The sequence below is a fragment of the Paenibacillus sp. SAF-068 genome (assembly GCF_051967555.1).
Classification (GTDB): Bacteria; Bacillota; Bacilli; order Paenibacillales; family Paenibacillaceae; genus Paenibacillus.
The window spans coordinates 13,230-30,876 of sequence record NZ_JBQCJX010000004.1 but is presented as its reverse complement, the minus strand read 5'-3'; the positions used below and the strand labels follow the sequence as shown (position 1 = coordinate 30,876).

At 44.0% G+C, this 17,647-nt stretch carries 17 protein-coding genes; 8 read left to right on the top strand and 9 right to left on the bottom strand.

Going from position 1 to position 17,647, the window contains the following annotated elements:
• Positions 1-182: 182 nt before the first annotated feature.
• The 3 genes from fsa to zwf all read right to left on the bottom strand — a co-directional run bounded on the left by fsa (position 183) and on the right by zwf (position 3,820).
• Entirely contained in the window at positions 183-827 is a 645-nt protein-coding gene (gene fsa / locus ACTHPG_RS21410) for a fructose-6-phosphate aldolase (RefSeq protein WP_440391449.1), read from the bottom strand.
• Between the two features lie 86 nt (positions 828-913).
• Positions 914-1,807 (bottom strand): phosphogluconate dehydrogenase (NAD(+)-dependent, decarboxylating), encoded by an 894-nt coding sequence (gnd, locus tag ACTHPG_RS21405; RefSeq protein ID WP_347396611.1) that lies wholly within the window; start codon positions 1,805-1,807, stop codon positions 914-916.
• A gap of 558 nt (positions 1,808-2,365) precedes the next feature.
• Positions 2,366-3,820 carry a glucose-6-phosphate dehydrogenase gene (zwf, locus tag ACTHPG_RS21400; protein ID WP_440391448.1) on the bottom strand — a complete coding sequence of 485 codons (1,455 nt, stop codon included), beginning with the start codon at positions 3,818-3,820 and terminating at the stop codon, positions 2,366-2,368.
• Positions 3,821-4,235: 415 nt separating this feature from the next.
• Between zwf and ACTHPG_RS21395 the strand changes: the two genes are divergently transcribed.
• The gene (locus tag ACTHPG_RS21395) at positions 4,236-4,556 is read left to right on the top strand and encodes a winged helix-turn-helix transcriptional regulator (protein ID WP_036605715.1); all 321 of its coding nucleotides are present in this window, start codon (positions 4,236-4,238) and stop codon (positions 4,554-4,556) included.
• Positions 4,557-4,754: 198 nt separating this feature from the next.
• Here ACTHPG_RS21395 and ACTHPG_RS21390 read toward each other — a convergent pair whose 3' ends face one another.
• Positions 4,755-5,912 carry a Gfo/Idh/MocA family protein gene (locus ACTHPG_RS21390; RefSeq protein WP_440391447.1) on the bottom strand — a complete coding sequence of 386 codons (1,158 nt, stop codon included), beginning with the start codon at positions 5,910-5,912 and terminating at the stop codon, positions 4,755-4,757.
• A gap of 108 nt (positions 5,913-6,020) precedes the next feature.
• Between ACTHPG_RS21390 and ACTHPG_RS21385 the strand changes: the two genes are divergently transcribed.
• Entirely contained in the window at positions 6,021-6,896 is an 876-nt protein-coding gene (locus ACTHPG_RS21385; RefSeq protein ID WP_440391446.1) for an AraC family transcriptional regulator, read from the top strand.
• 70 nt (positions 6,897-6,966) lie between these two features.
• On the opposite strand, the gene ACTHPG_RS21380 is transcribed toward ACTHPG_RS21385, so the two are convergent.
• Positions 6,967-7,716, bottom strand: a complete 750-nt coding sequence (locus ACTHPG_RS21380) for a DUF3600 domain-containing protein (protein ID WP_440391445.1) — start codon at positions 7,714-7,716, stop codon at positions 6,967-6,969.
• Positions 7,706-8,290 (bottom strand): sigma-70 family RNA polymerase sigma factor, encoded by a 585-nt coding sequence (locus ACTHPG_RS21375; RefSeq protein ID WP_440391443.1) that lies wholly within the window; start codon positions 8,288-8,290, stop codon positions 7,706-7,708. Before ACTHPG_RS21375 ends, ACTHPG_RS21380 begins: the two co-directional genes overlap by 11 nt.
• A gap of 642 nt (positions 8,291-8,932) precedes the next feature.
• Between ACTHPG_RS21375 and ACTHPG_RS21370 the strand changes: the two genes are divergently transcribed.
• From ACTHPG_RS21370 to ACTHPG_RS21350, 5 genes are all read left to right on the top strand, one after another.
• Complete coding sequence (locus ACTHPG_RS21370) at positions 8,933-9,436, top strand: DedA family protein (RefSeq protein ID WP_440391442.1); 504 nt, start codon at positions 8,933-8,935, stop codon at positions 9,434-9,436.
• Positions 9,437-9,481: 45 nt separating this feature from the next.
• The gene (locus ACTHPG_RS21365; RefSeq protein WP_440391441.1) at positions 9,482-10,048 is read left to right on the top strand and encodes a class I SAM-dependent methyltransferase; all 567 of its coding nucleotides are present in this window, start codon (positions 9,482-9,484) and stop codon (positions 10,046-10,048) included.
• Between the two features lie 89 nt (positions 10,049-10,137).
• Complete coding sequence (locus tag ACTHPG_RS21360; RefSeq protein ID WP_440391440.1) at positions 10,138-10,818, top strand: response regulator; 681 nt, start codon at positions 10,138-10,140, stop codon at positions 10,816-10,818.
• On the top strand, positions 10,811-11,911 hold the full coding sequence (locus ACTHPG_RS21355) for a sensor histidine kinase (protein WP_440391439.1): 1,101 nt from the start codon (positions 10,811-10,813) through the stop codon (positions 11,909-11,911). Before ACTHPG_RS21360 ends, ACTHPG_RS21355 begins: the two co-directional genes overlap by 8 nt.
• A 34-nt stretch (positions 11,912-11,945) precedes the next feature.
• Complete coding sequence (locus ACTHPG_RS21350) at positions 11,946-12,545, top strand: class I SAM-dependent methyltransferase (protein WP_440391438.1); 600 nt, start codon at positions 11,946-11,948, stop codon at positions 12,543-12,545.
• Between the two features lie 1,258 nt (positions 12,546-13,803).
• Here the strand turns inward: ACTHPG_RS21350 and ACTHPG_RS21345 are convergent.
• The gene (locus tag ACTHPG_RS21345; protein ID WP_440391437.1) at positions 13,804-14,595 is read right to left on the bottom strand and encodes a TrmH family RNA methyltransferase; all 792 of its coding nucleotides are present in this window, start codon (positions 14,593-14,595) and stop codon (positions 13,804-13,806) included.
• 26 nt (positions 14,596-14,621) lie between these two features.
• Positions 14,622-15,323 carry a potassium channel family protein gene (locus ACTHPG_RS21340; protein ID WP_440391646.1) on the bottom strand — a complete coding sequence of 234 codons (702 nt, stop codon included), beginning with the start codon at positions 15,321-15,323 and terminating at the stop codon, positions 14,622-14,624.
• 127 nt (positions 15,324-15,450) lie between these two features.
• Here ACTHPG_RS21340 and sspI point away from each other — a divergent pair, with 127 nt between their 5' ends.
• Positions 15,451-15,684 (top strand): small acid-soluble spore protein SspI, encoded by a 234-nt coding sequence (gene sspI / locus ACTHPG_RS21335; RefSeq protein ID WP_036673259.1) that lies wholly within the window; start codon positions 15,451-15,453, stop codon positions 15,682-15,684.
• Between the two features lie 221 nt (positions 15,685-15,905).
• On the opposite strand, the gene ACTHPG_RS21330 is transcribed toward sspI, so the two are convergent.
• Positions 15,906-17,489: a peptide chain release factor 3 gene (locus ACTHPG_RS21330; RefSeq protein WP_440391436.1), complete on the bottom strand. Its 1,584-nt coding sequence runs from the start codon at positions 17,487-17,489 to the stop codon at positions 15,906-15,908.
• Positions 17,490-17,647 lie beyond the last annotated feature (158 nt).

Below are 17,647 nucleotides of genomic sequence, written 5' to 3'. Positions count from 1 at the left end.
ACGTGGACACCGGAAAGAAAGTAACAACAACATTCATGAGACAAGGTTTTAATTCTCTTTCGCTACCTAACCGAAAAATCCGAAACTACATAAATAAAAAAGCCTTTCGCCCGCAGATTACTCTCTGCAAGGCAAAAGGCTTTACGTTTAGACCACCTAAAGATTAAGGCTTGTCTATCCTTTTATTTCGGAACGGATTCCCAGTCTTTCAGGAAACGTTCAATCCCGCTGTCCGTCAGTGGGTGTTTCCAAAGTGTCGGCAGAAGCGCACCCGGAATGGTTGCAATGTGCGCACCGGAAAGGGCCGCATCTTCTACATGTTTGATATTGCGAATGCTTGCTGCGATAATCTCGGAAGGCAGATCATACATGTCCAGAATCAGGCGTAGATCACGAATCAATTTCATACCATCCACCGCAATATCATCCAAACGGCCAACGAATGGACTGATGTAGGTTGCACCGGCTTTCGCCGCCATCAGACCCTGTGCTGCGGAGAAGATCAGCGTTACATTGGTTTTGATCCCTTTTTGCGTCAACTCATGACAAGCGTACAGCCCATCTTCGGTCATCGGCAATTTAATGACTACATTCGGTGCCCATTCTGCAATTTCATAAGCTTCCTTCAACATATCCTCGGCTTTGAGACCGATGACTTCAGCACTGACTGGGCCCTTAACCACGCCACAGATCTCCTGAATGACTTCTTTAAATACGCGACCTTCTTTGGCAATCAAAGACGGGTTAGTCGTGACTCCATCCACCAGACCCAGACGTTCGATCCGTTTGATTTCTTCCACATTCCCTGTATCCAAGAAAAATTTCATGATATGTTACCTCCACTTGATGAATTCGTAAACACGATATAAGTCATTACCCGATGTTCATCATATGTTAACAGTTATATATAAAATTAGTTCTTCTCGACAGCGTGACCGCCAAATTCATTACGCAGTGCAGCTACCACTTTACCTGTGAACGTATCTGTCTCCAGGGAGCGATAACGCATCAACAAGGACAACGCAATAACAGGTGTAGCCGTTTGAAGGTCAAATGCTGTTTCTACCGTCCAACGTCCTTCACCGGAAGAATGCATCACGCCTTTGATTTCATCGAGGTTTGCATCTTTGGAGAAGGCACGTTCTGTCAGCTCCATCAACCAAGAGCGGATAACGGAACCATTGTTCCATACACGTGCTACTTGTTCGAAGTCGAAATCAAATCCACTTTTCTCCAATACGTCAAAACCTTCACCGATGGATGCCATCATACCGTACTCGATACCATTGTGAACCATTTTGAGGAAGTGACCGCTGCCCGCTTTACCAGCATACAGGTAGCCATTCTCTACGGAAGTATCTTTGAATGCCGGTTCAACGATTGCCCAAGCTTCCGGGTCTCCACCGATCATATAACATGCTCCATTACGTGCGCCTTCCATACCGCCAGATGTACCTGCATCCATGTAGTGAATGCCTTTGGTTTTCATTTCTTCGTAACGACGGATGGATTCTTTGTAGTGGGAGTTACCCGCTTCAATGATGATGTCGCCTTTAGACAACAATGGGCTAACTTCAGCCAGTACAGCATCTACCACGTTGTGAGGAACCATGATCCACAATACACGTGGGGATTCGAGCGAAGCCACCATCTCTGCGTATGAAGATACGCCTTCAGCGCCGTATTCTTTCATTTCTTTTACTGCTTCAGCGTTCAGGTCAAAAGCAACCACTTCATGTTTGTGATCAATCAAGTTTCTACCCAGGTTCAATCCCATTTTTCCTAGTCCGACAAGTCCAAGTTTCATTTTAAAATCCTCCTGTTATCAACAATGTTTAAATTTCATCTTTGTTGCAGAGCACCAGAATACATTCCCGTTTCGCAGCAATCGTTCCGGTTACGGATCGTTCTTTCGATCGCTGTTGTATCCAAATTTCTTTTCATCAACCTTTAAATTGATGAAATTTGGATACAAAGGCGAACGCTTTGGCTTCTACAGAATCGATTCCGTCCCCTACACTACGTCGCTACTTAGGCAAAAAATTCAGTGCGTCCGCTAATCTATATTTAAAAATTTTCACTGCCCTCCGGCAAACATAACCGGAAGGGCTTATGCAAAATTGGAACGGTATAATTCATAAAAAATGAGATCTGTATACATCATGAAAGTTACTTCATATATATCAGCATTTTGCATCATTTCGATCAACTCGCTTCCGAATACAAGTTCTAGAAAACGAAAAGAACCATTTCGTTTCATATCCTGTTTACTTGAAAGACGGTCTTTGGATCTGTGCAAAATGTTCATTGGTGAACACAATGGAATGCACTATTGTGTTCTCAGATGATTACTCTGTTGTTACACTTACCACCAACGGTAGCCATCTGCAGCTGTCAGGCGATCGGCTGATTCTGGGCCATGCGAACCTGCACTGTACGTATCTAGTGGAACGCTGCCGGCTTCGAATGCTTCCTGAATCGGTTGAACCCACTGCCATGCCAGCTCCACTTCGTTCCAGTGAGCGAAGAAGGTGGAATCACCACGCATAGCGTCAAAGATCAGATTCTCGTACGCTTCAGGGATGTTACGTTTACCTGAGTTGAAGGTCATATGCATTGGTTCCACTTCACCATGGTTCAATGGATTCTTCGCATTTAATTGAAGGGAAATACTTTCTCCCGGACCAATCTCAATCGTCAGCAGGTTAGGTTCCGTTGTATTCTCGGATTCATGCCCCGTCTTCAGTGGAGCCTTGAATTCAACAACGATTCTGGTGGATTTCTCAGCCAGGCGTTTACCTGTACGGATGTAAAATGGTACCTCACTCCAAAACGGATCATCGATCCACAGTCTCGCGGCAACATAGGTCTCGTTTTGCGATCCAGCTGGGATGCCAGGCTCGTCCAGATATCCAACAACCGAAGTGCCTTGCAGCTCACCTGCGGCATATTGCGCACGAACGACTTCAGAAGCGACGTTTTCTTTCGTCAACGGACGAAGTGCTTCAGCAATTTTTTGCTTTTTGAATTGAATTTCTTCTGGTGTGCAACGTTTAGGCAAATGCAATCCAATCATCATCAGCAACTGAAGCATATGGTTCTGGAACATGTCACGAAGGGCACCGCTTTGGTCGTAATACGCAGCACGTTCTTCAACACCTACCGTCTCACTTGCCGTGATCTGAACATTGGCAATATAACGGTTGGACCACAACGCCTGAATCACCGGATTTGCATAAGTGAGCGTCTCAATATTTTGAACCATCGGTTTACCAAGGAAATGGTCAATGCGATAGATCTCTTCTTCCGCAAAGGTATTGCTCAGTTTTTCGTTCAGATCACGAGCCGATTGCAGGTCGTGTCCGAATGGTTTTTCGATAATCAGTTTTTTCCAGCCTTTGGTGTTACCCAGCCCACTTTCTTGAATGTTCAATGCGATTGGCTCAAAGAATTCCGGTGCTACCGACATGTAGAACATGCGGTTTTCGGGAATGTTAAGCTCTTGTTCACGCTGTTGAACCAGTTCCAACAGTTTGGTGTAATCTTCAGGCTTCGTATTATTTAGAGAACAGTAACGGAAAGCGCCAATGAAATCACGAACCTGTGATGCTTCTTCCGGCGTTTGACGTGAAAATTCATGCAGTGACTTTTCAACATTCGCCTGGAAGTCCGTATCGGACAACTCGCGTCGTCCCAAACCGATAACGGAGAAGGATTTCGGCATTTTCTGATCCATGTACAAGTTATATAATGCAGGGTAAATCTTGCGTTTGGCTAAATCGCCTGTTGCCCCGAACAGGACAAATGTCATTGCATCCATTGGAGTGCCTCCTGTGATCTGTGCAGTATAGTATATGATGTTGCAAAATGTTCAAATCCAAGCATGACAAAAGACGGAATAAGTGGGTGTGTTCCCCGCCTTGCCTCCGTTTATATTGCGCACCTGAATTCAACCATGGAACATTCCTTCTCTCCACAACCTGTGTTTAGGTTATAAATTGTAACCATTTGAATTAACGTTACCCATATTACACCTGTCGTCACAATTCGTCAATAATCGTGTCGAACCTGTGAACTCCAGTGTTTATAGGGTTTTTATTTGATGATAACGCTTTATGTGGTAACATTAATAACAATTGGTATGTGACATTTTACACATATGGCCTGTGGACAAGTAGGTTACAATAAGTATACTAATGATATTACAGGCAATACTAAATCAAAGGAGTACAATCATGAGCGATGATGAGAATGCCAAGCAAATATGCACAAAAGTGGAACAATCTTATCAGATCATTGGCCGAAAATGGGTAGCCCTCATTATCCATGCGTTGATGGAGGAACCCAAGCGCTTCAGTGAGATTCACGCTTATATCCCTGACTTGAGCAAACGTGTGTTAAATGAGCGAATGAAGGAATTGGAGGAGGAAGGACTCGTGGTTCGCCATGTGGTCACGGAACGTCCAGTTCGAACTGAATATATGTTGTCACGAAAAGGCACGGAACTGGGGAGAGCACTAAGCGCTGTGGAACGTTGGGCTGATAAGTGGCTGTAACATCGAGGCGAGGAATCCTAATTATATTAATTTAAATTCTAAATAATAATGGTGCACAGTAAGATAACGTAACAACGTCATTCCATAAATATGAATGGATACAATGATTTTATTTTTAGAGTAGGAAGGCTGCACAGACCTAGAAAAAAGATGCCTTTTCTCAATTTCATGAGACAGCATCTTTTTTGACATTTTATACTACGAATCCAACTTGCTCCCGAGTGTAATACCCGAATCCTCGAAGTTCTCCACCGCCGTCTTTTTTTCATAAAAGTGTACGGCATGTTGCATGATTCCTTCTCTTGTGTAAAATGAGTCTTCCGCCCTCAGTGGAAAAACAACCTTTTCTCCGGTACTCGCCGATTTGTAAATGCCTACAATCAGTTCAAGTGTATTCCGTCCACTATTCCCATCCACCAGTAGCGGTGAACCTGTCTCAATAGCATTTAACACATTCTCAACTTGCCCAGCGTGACCGACATGGATAACATCCGGTAATTCGTCAGCGAGCTTCTGAATCTGTTGCTCCAATACTCGATTTGATTCCGGAAACCCGTTACTCCGTGAGGTAGAAGCAACCACTTTCCAAGGTGCAGACACTCGGGCTTCCTTGCCCTGAAAGATTAACTGTTGCTCCTCTCCGTGATGTACGACCGAACTGGTAATCATGCCAAGCGCACCTGCCTGAAAGCGGAGCATCGCCATGGATATATCCTCGACTTCCGCATTATCATGCGCCGTATTCGCCATCATGGCCTGCAATTCCATCGGAGGTCCCATCATCCATAACATGGCATCAATATGATGCACCGCATGATTAAGGGTACAGCCTCCACCTTCTTTTTCCCATGTACCGCGCCACCACAGATCATAATAATTGTGCCCACGCCACCAGAACGAATCAACCTGCACATGTACTATGGGGCCCATCTGTTTACTGTCTAACACACCTTTCAGTTTCATCATCGGTGTCGTAAACCTATTCTGAGCTACAACAGATAGTAGCCTGCCACTTTCTTGCGCTACTTTCAGCATCAGATCCGCTTCCTCCAAGGAAGATGCCATCGGTTTTTCGACCAATACATGCGCACCTGCCTGCATGAAATCACATGCAATAGAAGCATGAGTATATGGCGGTGTACAGATGGATACCAGATCAATGTTTTGGGTAAGTAATTCCGTATAATCCGTAACGACTTGTGCACCTTCCAGTCCATATTCGTTCATTCGCTTCTGTGCTTTATCCACGTACATATCGACCACAGCCACAATCTGACATCGCTCAGGAAATGCCAAGTATGCCGAGATATGTGCTCCACTAATTGCTCCTGCGCCGATAATCGCCACTTTTAACATCGTTGCATACCTCCCTTATTCCCTTCACAATACACAATAATAAAGCGCTTTTATGCGTTCATCTTGTGCTAAAATGAAACTATCTTGCGCATGATAAGGGAGGTATTCATGATGTCCATCATCCTGGGAGAACAATTTAACTTGGCTTGTCGTCGTACTTCCAAGACTACGTTTCGCGAAGTGTTTCATGCTCATTCACAGTTGGAGATAACCTATATCCACGAAGGATATGGACAGTTGATAACCGAAGGACAGGTGTTCTCCCTTGAACCTGGTATGCTCATGATTTTTAGACCTTTTCAATTGCACCACGTTCAGATACAAGTATCCAGCCAGCGACCTTTCATTCGAAACGTTCTCATGGTGGAGCTTGAATTACTGAAGGCACACTGGTCGCAATTTATCGTTACTCACCACTTCATACAGGATCTGCTGGGAGAGCAATCCCCCATTCAGCCCATCCGACTTGCTGCCACTTCCCCGCTCATTCAACGCATGGAACAATTCGATAAGACTTATTCAGAACTACTACCTCATGAAGCTGGGGAGGATACTTGTCTCTTTGTACTGGATTCACTTACGCAACTTCGTTACTTATGGAAAGATGTTTTCCTTCAAAATCTAAAGGCCCCTGCAGCAACCAGTTCATTAATCCTTCATCCTCATGCCGAAGCTGCCATGCAGTGGATTGAACAGCATTATTCAGAGCCTTTCCGTTTGGAGCAGATCGCAGATGCACTTCACCTATCTCCCTATCACCTGTCTCATCTGTTTAAAAAAGCGACCGGCACTACCATCATTGCTTATGCTCAAGCCACCCGCATTCGTCATGCCTGTGTACTGCTCACCCGTTCCTCGCTCACCGTACCCGAGATCGGTCACCGTGTCGGTATGACGAGTCCGTCTTACTTTTGCAAAGTATTCCGTAATGCCACAGGCTCTACGCCGCATCAGTATCGGCTGAAGGTACAGGGGAGGAAATAATAGTTAAGATGGAGAAAGAAGGGAAAGAATTCACTTCTCCGCCTTACTCCTCTTTCACAGTTCGCGCGACTCAACGCACATTGAGCTCCAACCGTTTCAAATAGGGGATTAGGCGTCTCTCTAGCTGTCTCAAATCATCCTTCTGCTCCGCTGACAAACGTTCCTCATGGATACTTCCATCCTTGTCCGTCACCATCACTTTGTATTTCTTCATCTGATCATAGACCGACTTGAACTCACGATACTGTTCCTTGGTAAATGACTTCTCTGCCTGTTCCAACTGTTCCGTCCAAAATTGCTGCTCGTCCATCTGTTTTTGAGAGGACCCTGCACTCACAGCATTCAGCTTATCGAAAAACGGTTCCAGCTCAGCTACAAGAACGTTATATCGTTCCTGCTCCACTGTACTCCACTGCTCTGGATACATATTGCCTTGAGCATCGGCATGCTTCACGGCCATTTGCCCCATATGCTTCAGCAAGTCCATATATTGAACAAATTCTTCTTCGCTGAAATGGGCTTTGGCCGTCTGCAACTTCGCTTCCAACCTCATGTAATCCTCAGCTGTTCCCCCCATAGCTGTAATATTTTCCTGTGAACCGTATATTCCGTCGGCGAGATAGGTATACCCTGCGTAGACTCCGGTGGGGATAATGAGTACAACAGCCAGTAGCCCTGTTACCAGCCATTTTTTTCGATTTCTTCTGATATGTGAATTACTTCGAATTTCATTCATCATTTTATGTTTAATTCCCGCAGGAATCGACCAGTCTTTGGTCTCTTCCTGGTAGGCTGTACGCAACTGTTCATCAAGTTTCATGCAGATCCTCCACCTTTCCCCGCAACCTTGGATTCATCTTCTCTTTCTGTCTCAACTTCGCCAGCGCCGCATGTATGCGCGATTTCACAGTTCCAAGCGGAATGTCCAATATGCCAGCAATCTCCTCTTGCGTGTATTCATTCAAGTAGTGAAGTGTAACCACCTGCTGCAGCTTGTACGGTAAACGGCGGACCTGTTCGAGAAGAGGACGATTTGCCAGTTTGTTGACCAGATCCGTGGAAAAATCATGTTCCAATCTCACGTCCGATTTTTCGATTCGCTTGCCAAATCGAAACTGCATCAATCTTTTGCGTCGATAACTCTGAACCTGTCGCATCGTCACCCCCATTAACCAAGGACGAAAAGCTCGCTCCGCATCATATCCCGCCAAGGATCGATAGGCCTGAATATAAATCTCCTGTACCACATCCTCCGCGTCGGGCTCGTCCTTGATGAGAAATCGCACAGTCCGATATACACCCATCACTGTTTTCTCATATAACTCTCCATACGCTTCTTCATGCCCAGCACGTATTAACGTTACAAGTTGTATGTACTCATCCTGCTCGCTCATTATCCCTCCCCTTCCTCCTTACACTATATATTGGCATGCCAGCATCATATCGTTCGATTTATTTATTGAACATTTCAAAAAACCAAAGGACCTATGAGTGTTTATCATGATATAATATACCTATTTTTGATATAATTGGATCGATGGCATCTGAATTATAGGATCATTTTAGGTCTATTAATATGATTTATCAGAGAGTAAACTTAGCGGAGGATGGTACTACTGTGATGAAGTTTTTCACCAAATTTCACTCAGAATATTTACTGATTCCACGACCTTTACGTTTACTGTTTCTATGGGGATGGATAGCTTTGTTTGTTGTTGCAAGCATAAAATTTAGCTGGTTCTATTTCCTACAATAAATGGATTCCAAATATAGTCGCTTTTCATGGGACATACAGAAGAGCCGAGACGTCATTATGACGTCTCGGCTCTTCATTTATGCGCATTCTGTTCCGTGCTGATGCTCCTGAATATCCACCTGTTCAAGCCTTGCCAGTACATTGGCAAGGCTTTTTTTCTCTTGAATCTAGTTGTATGGCTTTGCTTATGTATTCTTTAGTTTTTCTTCAGATTTATACTCATTAATTCCTTAGTTTTTTTCATTAAGATTGCTGTATCAACAAAAGAGGAGGCAAAACAATGATCAGTAATACGATCTTAGAGCTGCTTCATCAGTATGGATATCTGATTTTTTATTTTGCCTTCTCATTAGGGCCTTTCGGCATTCCAATTCCGAATGAGATCACAATTATCAGCGGTGCCATTTTGAGTCACACAGGAGTTATTAATTCCTGGATCACATATTTCTGTATTTTATCAGGACTATTAACGGCCATTACCTTTGCCTATTTTGCAGGAAAGGTATTCGGGATCAAGATAAAACACAGATTTCAACATCATAAACACTTCGTCAAGGCTCAACTCTTGCTGAATAAGAGTGGCAATTGGGCCATGTGCATCGGTTTGTTCATTCCAATCGTGCGCTATGTTCTTCCATTGGCCATTGGGCTAAGCGGCGTACAGTATCGTAAATTTGCTCTCATTTCATATTCCAGCGCTGTGCTCTGGACCATTACGTATTTTACAGCAGGAATCTATTTCGGCGGCCCCATTCTAAATACGCTTCAATTATTACATTTCTAACTGGTTTGGATATCATACCATCACATATATGGAGGAACCACAAACATGAATTCCAATGAACCCATTTTATTTCTGAAAAGTTTTCTGCAAAGCCCTAAACATGTTGGCAGCATCATTCCCAGTTCCCGTTTCCTCGCTAACAAAATGGTAACTCAAGCGTCTTGGCTGGAGGCGAAAGCCATCGCTGAACTCGGATCAGGTACAGGTGCCATCACACGTTATATTCATCAACAGGTTCAGGATTCCACCAAAGTCCTGTTGTTTGAGATGAACGAAACGATGAGAAGTAATCTGCAAACAACATACCCGAAATACTCCTGTTATCCAGATGCCGCTCGATTAATAGAATTCATGCATCAAGAGGACGTTCAGCAACTGGATTATATTTTTAGCGGGTTGCCCTTCTTCAACTTTGAGCCTGAATTAAGAAATACGTTGGTAGACCAGATCTATAAGGCACTCAAACCTGGAGGATTATTCATCGCCTTTCAATATTCACTTCAAATGAAAAAAACATTATCCGAGCAATTTTTCATCGAAAAAATAAAATTGGTGCCCTTGAATATCCCTCCTGCGTTCGTTTATGTCTGTCGCAAAAAGGAAACAATTTAAACAGCCCGGGTTATCGTTTAAACTGATGTTATCCTTTTCATAAGATTATAGATTTTATTTAAATCAGGTCATAAAAGGAGTTTTGAATAATGAATACCGTTCTCGTTGTTGATGATGAACCCGATATCCGTGATGTCATTCATGTCTATTTACGTAACGAAGGATACCATGTTATTGAAGCATCCAATGGTGAAGAAGCATTAAATATGATTAAAACCACATCGGTCCAACTCGTTATTCTGGATGTCATGATGCCCGTTATGGATGGTATCAAAGCCTGCTTCAAAATACGAGAGGTATCAACGACTCCCATTATTATGTTATCCGCCAAGGAAGAGGACATTGATAAAATCACAGGCTTGACTACCGGGGCTGACGATTACATGGTTAAACCGTTTAACCCGTTAGAATTACTGGCTCGCGTTAAGGCTCAACTGCGACGTCAAACACTAATTGGGAAAGATGAATATAATTCACTTATCCTGATCAAGGACCTTGTCATTGATACAAGTAAACATTCTGTGAAGCTCAAAGATAATGATATTTCGCTTACACCACTGGAGTTTTCCATTCTGGTGTTGCTTGCCAGCCATCCTGGACAAGTATTTAGCTCCGAAAAGATATACGAGACCGTATGGAAAGAACCTTACGGATATTCAGATAATACGGTGATGGTCCATATTCGTAATCTGCGAGAAAAGCTGGAAGTGAATCCACGAGAACCTCAATATATTAAAACAGTTTGGGGAGTGGGTTATAAAATTGACTAAACGATCTAACCCTTCACATCGAACTCGAAAGAAGAAGATTCAGGTTAACATTTTAATCCGAATTATTTTGAGTACCATTGCTGCAGCTGGCTTTAATAATATGCTCATATACCTATCTATAGATGTTTTCAAAGCCTGGGAGCAAGCTTGGTTCCGCAATTCGCTTCCGTATGTCATTACGCCAATCTTCATATTGACTTTTATCTTATCCTTTCTATTCTTAACACGTCGAATGGTTAAAGATATCATTACATTGGAGCAAGGGCTTCAATTCATTTCAGAAGGAAATCTGAACTATCGGGTGCCCATTAATCGACAAGATGAACTTGGACGCGTCGCTTCCAATATTAATCACATGACGGAACAATTGCAGTTACAGATGATCAAGGAGCGCGAACTGGAGAAATCCAAGATGGACATGATCACGGGTATCTCACATGACCTGCGTACACCACTTACCAGCATAATCGGGTATATTGAGCTACTCAGAACAGAATCCTTTCAAAACAAAGCAGAGTATGACCGCTTCATTCAGAACACCCATAACAAAGCAACGCATTTAAAGAAGCTGCTTGATGATCTATTTGAATATACACGTTTAACTTCAGTTGATACCCAGTTGGATATGAAAAAGGTTGACCTGTATCAACTTTTGGATCAGTTATTGTTTGAATTTGAGCCTTTAGCTCAGGAGAATGGTATACAGCTTGAGAAGGAAATCGGTAATGCCCCCATTATGGCCTGCGTGGACAGTGATAAGATTGCTCGGGCTATCGATAATCTTCTCATGAATGCGCTGAAGTATTCCTTTAAACCTGGTGTGATTCACATTCGAATGAGTATGCACCATGAGCATGTTACCATTCAAGTCGAAAATAAAAGTGCACCGCTCACAATGGAGCAAAAAGACAAACTGTTTGATCGTTTTTATAAGGTGGATTATTCAAGAAGCAGTGAAGGCATTCAAACGGGGTCGGGTTTGGGGCTTTCAATAGCCAAAAATATTGCAGAGCTGCATCAGGGTACTTTGACGCTTCAACATATGCATAACGTATTTACATTCGAATTAAACTTGCCTTCCAACACCAAGTGAACCATCAATGAGTTCAACCATGGAGGATACTACGATGAAAACATCCGAACCGCTTCTTTTCCTGCAAGGATTCCTGAGAAATCCCAAACGAGTAGGCAGTCTCCTGCCCAGCTCCAAATTGCTGGCCCATAAAATCGTCCATTCTGTACGATGGGATGAGGTTAGAACCATTGCTGAGCTGGGACCAGGAACAGGTGCAGTGACACGTCTCATGAGAGCACATCTACCGAAATCTGCAACCGTGTTTTTATTTGAAAGAGACCCCAAAATGAGGAATAATCTCAAGCAAACATACCCTGGGTTCATGTTCCATTCAAATGCATCCTATCTATTGAAAAGGATCAATCAAGAACAGATCCATTCGTTGGATTGTATCATTAGCGGACTACCCTTCTTTAATTTCTCCAGAGAAATGAGACATAATATTCTGTCACAGATCCATACAGCGCTCCGACCTGGAGGCACATTAGTGTTATACCAGTACTCACTATATATGAAGAAACAATTAGCTGAGTTATTTGAGATTGAGAAAATACAATTTGAACCCTTCAATCTCCCTCCTGTTTTTGTGTATGTTTGTCGTAAAAGACTCGATAAAGGAGCCAATAAAATGAGCGAATTGGGGGAAAGCTGATTCTAGCAGGGAACCTATTCAAAAATTTTTTACCTTCTCCTTTTAGCTTTAGAGTCGTGTGATTATATTTTCGATAAAAATCGTTTTTTATTATATATAGAACGAACAGTAAAGAATTATTTTGTATAGAGAATATGCCTCAAATGCAACAAAAATGAGAATTAAAAAAGAAAATAAAAAAAAGACTGGTTTAATTAATCTTCAACCAGTATCCAGTCTTCATACGTTTTTCAGAAAATGTTAGTTAAACTACCACCTATACCATCCTGTAAATAACTAAAAATAACTATCCCCACCTCCAAATCCCCCCATCCCTTACCCCACAAGGCTTCACCTTCATTTCCGAGATAAAAATTCGCGTCCCAAAAACGCTGAGAAATACACCTGAAAACTGGAAGGAAACTGGTTCAATTGTGAACGAAAACGACTAATAATTCGTGTCCCTGAAAGGATAGAGAAGTGCCTGAGAAAAGCAAGGATCGGCATTAGAAAGCCTCGGTATGAGCCTGGGAAATGCTTGAGAAAAAGTTTAAATCAACAGCTTTCAATTCCCAAAAGCCTTGAGTAGTCTGGGTTTCTACTTGATTACCTATTCTGGATTTAGATGAGAATTCCCTGCTGGGATGCCTCAAAGCATGAGAAAAAGACTGGAGAAATGGTTGGGACAATCATCAACCAGTTTCCAGTCTTTGGTGGTTTGGGGACAGTTAATTTTAGCAGGGACGGTAAAAATAAAATTAGACAGGAATTATTAGTTAGTTAAACATCCTGTAGAAAACTAAAAATAACTGTCCCCAACTCCAAATCCCCCAATCCCTTACCCCACAGGTTTCACCGCCATTTCCGAGATAAAAATTCGTGTCCCAAAAACGCTGAGAAATACACCTGAAAACTGGAAATAAACTGGTTCAATTGTGAACGAAAGCGACTAATAATTCGTGTCCCTGAAAGGATAGAGAGGTGCCTGAGAAAAGAAGGAATCGGCATTTAAAACGCCTGGGTAAGAGCCTGGGAAATCCCTGAGTAAAAGCTTGAATCAACTGCTTTCAATTCCCAAAATCCTTGAGTAGCCTGGGTTTCTGCTTGATTACCTATTCGGGATTCGGGTGGGAATTCCCTGCTGGGATGGTTTTGGGGTTGAGAAAAAGACTGGAGAAATGGTTGGGACAATCATCAACCATATTCCAGTCTTTAGTGCTTTGAGGACAGTTAATTTTAGTTAGGGACAGTTAATGTGAAATTGGACAGGAATTATTAGTTAGTTAAACATCCGCTGTCTCATCGCCTCAAACAACAAAATCGTTGCCGCCATTGCCGCGTTAAGCGACTCCGCCTTGCCTTGCATTGGAATCGTAATCGCATCATCCACCAAACGTGCCGTAGCATCCGAGATGCCTTTGCCTTCGTTACCGATTACAAGCCATACGGACTGCGTAAAATCATAACTGTAACATGAATGCTCTGCCTGCAAAGAAGTACTGACCAGCTTCACGCCCGCAGCCTTTGCTTCGGGAAGCAAGGATTCCAACTGGCCCTCCACAATGGGCAGATGAAACAATGACCCCATCGTCGAACGAATCGTCTTCGGGTTATATACATCCGCACAACCCGAGCCAAGTACGACACCCGCTGCTCCAGCTGCATCCGCACTCCGAATAATCGTCCCCACATTTCCGGGGTCCTGCACCCCATCCAGTACCACGACAAGCCCGCGTACTCCGGCAATTAGACTTTCCAGCGGCTCACTGCCTTTACGCACAATTGCGAATACAGGCTGCGGTGTCATCGTGTCCGTACATTTGGCGATAACCGCAGGAGATACGCTGACCCACTCCACACGCTGTATCGGGTTCTCAAGTCCGGCCAGTTCGCTAGGCACGCCTTGCTCTCCGTCATACACAATGCACTCCAGATCTGCGCCGGCCCGCAATGCCTCCTGGACAAGATGAATACCTTCAATAATATATTTATGTTGACGGGTACGATGCTTCTTCTCCAACAACTGTGCCCATTCTTTTACACGTGTATTTTGCGGTGATACAATATCCATCTTTCCATCCTTCCCATCTGCATCCATCACTTCGGATATGCAAGCTCCATTTTCGTCAGATGATCCTTGTGACCCACAATAATCAGCACATCTCCAGGTTCAATCCGGTCTTCCGCATACGGCGAAATGTTCATCGAATTTCCACTGCGGATCGCCATCACGTTACACCCGAAACGTGCCCGGATGTTTAATTCCATCAGGTTCTTACCGATCATTTGCTCGGAAGCTCTCATCTCCAGAATGCTGTAGTCCTCAGACAACTCGATGTAATCCAGTATATTAGGCGAAGTCAGATGATGAGCTACACGAAGTCCCATATCCCGCTCAGGATAGATCACCTTGTCTGCTCCGATCTTCTGCAGCACCTTACCATGTAGCTCATTTTGAGCTTTTACGATCAGCACCGGCACGCCCATATCTTTCAATATCAAGGTTGTCAGAATACTCGCCTGTATATCTTCACCAATTGCCACAACGACAACGTCGAAATTTCGTATACCCAGCGCACGCAGCGCCTCTTCATCTGTTGAATCTGCCGATACCGCATGGGTCACCACATTGGACATTTCCTGTGTCCGCTGCTCGTCCGCATCAATTGCCAGCACGTCGAATCCCATGCCACTCAGTGCATTGGCAACACTTGATCCGAACCGTCCCATGCCAATTACGGCATACTGTTTCTTGGCCATTAGGGTCTTAACCTCCCGCTGCACTTCAGCATGACGCATCATTCGGATACCCATGCCAACGTAAATAATCCTTCGTAGTATACCACAAAGCCTGATAAACTTGAATGCGCTCGCGCTTCCCAGGGAACAGTATAAGAGCAGCCGAATATACGAGGAGGGAATTGCGATGCCCATTACATTAAGCCTGCGTGAAGCGATTGTTCATAAAGTTCATGACAAGAGTGATGATCAGCTCCGGGAGATGATTGAAGGTTCAGTAGACGGACCGGAAGCTGCATTACCTGGACTTGGCGCCATTTTCGAGATGATCTGGAAGAACACAGAACCTGCCAAGCAGGAAGAACTCATTCAAATCGCGCAGGAGCATCTGCACACCATTCCCGTTCAACCGCTTCGCTAACGAAGCATTGGAGGGTAAGGTAACCATCATACCGTTTGTTCTGTCTGCAAAAGAAAGCTTTCCCTTATTCGGCTGGATCATACCCGCCTCAAAGTAAGGTGTATAGCAATAGATCCCTCCGCCAATCGGCGGAGGGATCTTATTTATAACAAGCTCTATTTCATCATATGAACTTGTCACATTCAACTAACTCTTCCATGATTCCCAGAAAACAGCCTTACTTAAGGCGCAGTCTCCAGGAACTTAGCTGTAGGATTTTTATCCATAGCTGTTCTCATGGCGTACTCATTTTCGAAGAGCACGACATAATTGCCTTTTTTATCTTTTACAAGCGCAGAGTTAATCCGGAATTTGCTTGAGTCCAGATTCTCATCCACGATCCAGCGAGCGAACTGATAAGGCATGCGCTGCAATTGCACGTCTACCCCATACTCGCCTTTCATCCGGTATTCAAATACTTCGAACTGAAGTTGACCAATTACGCCGAGGATTGTCTCGTCAAAACTTGCCGTCTGGAACACCTGAATGGTTCCTTCCTCCGTCAACTGGTCAATGCCTTTTTGGTACTGTTTATGTTTCAACGCATTTTTCACGGTAACTTTAGCGAAAATCTCCGGTGAGAACGTTGGCAACTCCTCAAAGACAACCTCGCTGCCTTGGCTCAGTGAATCCCCAATCCGGAAGATACCTGGATCGAACAAACCGATAATATCGCCGGCATACGCCTCTTCCACAATATCCCGATCCTGTGCCAGAAATTGCTGTGGCTGTGACAGTTTGATCTCTTTACCTACACGGGTATGCTTCACACTCATTCCGCGTTGGAACTTGCCTGATACAATACGCAGGAATGCGATACGATCCCGGTGTGCCGGGTTCATATTCGCTTGAATCTTGAATACATAACCGCTGAATTTTTCATTCGTTGGCTGGATTTCCCCTGCTGTGCTGCGACGTGGTTCAGGCTTCGGTGCCAGTTCCAGGAAATTCTCCAGGAAGGTTTGCACACCAAAATTATTGATCGCACTACCGAAGAAAATAGGCGTCAGTTCGCCGCGTTGAACTTTCTCCATGTCGAACGGGTCGCCCGCAACGTCCAAAAGCTCCAGGTCCTGAATTAACTGATCATGCAGATATTCTCCTGCCATCTCACGGATAATTGGATCTGTATAACCGTTTACTTTCTGAACTTTAATGGTAGAGTGATCGTCCCCTTGGAACAATTCCACCTGATTTTTCATCCGGTCATATACACCGCAAAGCTCGCGACCTGTACCAATAGGCCAGTTCATCGGAACGGAACGAATACCCAGTACATTTTCAAGTTCTTCCATCAGATCAAATGGACTTTTACCCTCACGGTCGAGTTTGTTGATAAACGTAAAGATAGGAATGCCACGCTTCGCACACACTTGGAACAATTTAATGGTTTGTGCCTCGACACCCTTCGCCACGTCGATCAACATTACCGCGCTATCGGCAGCCGTAAGTGTACGATACGTATCTTCACTGAAGTCCTGGTGACCCGGTGTATCCAGAATATTGACGCGATGGTTCAGATAATCAAATTGCATTACGGAAGAGGTAACCGAGATCCCCCGTTGTTTCTCAATTTCCATCCAGTCACTAGTTGCGTGTTTGCTCGCTTTCCGAGCTTTTACCGTTCCCGCAAGGCGGATCGCGCCCCCGAACAGCAACAGTTTCTCGGTTAATGTCGTTTTACCCGCATCCGGGTGAGAGATAATGGCAAACGTCCGGCGTTTGTCCACTTCCTGTTGAAGAATATCATTTGCAGCTTTGCTCATAGGTTTAATCCCTTTCGTCCGTTCATTCACGTTAATCCGGCATGGCCGGTCCATCATTCAATCTTTATGCAATCCGGCGAGGCCGGTTGATTGTACACTGGTCATTTTGCATATGAGGTATTCATACACTAGATTAATTTTACACATTTACAATGGAG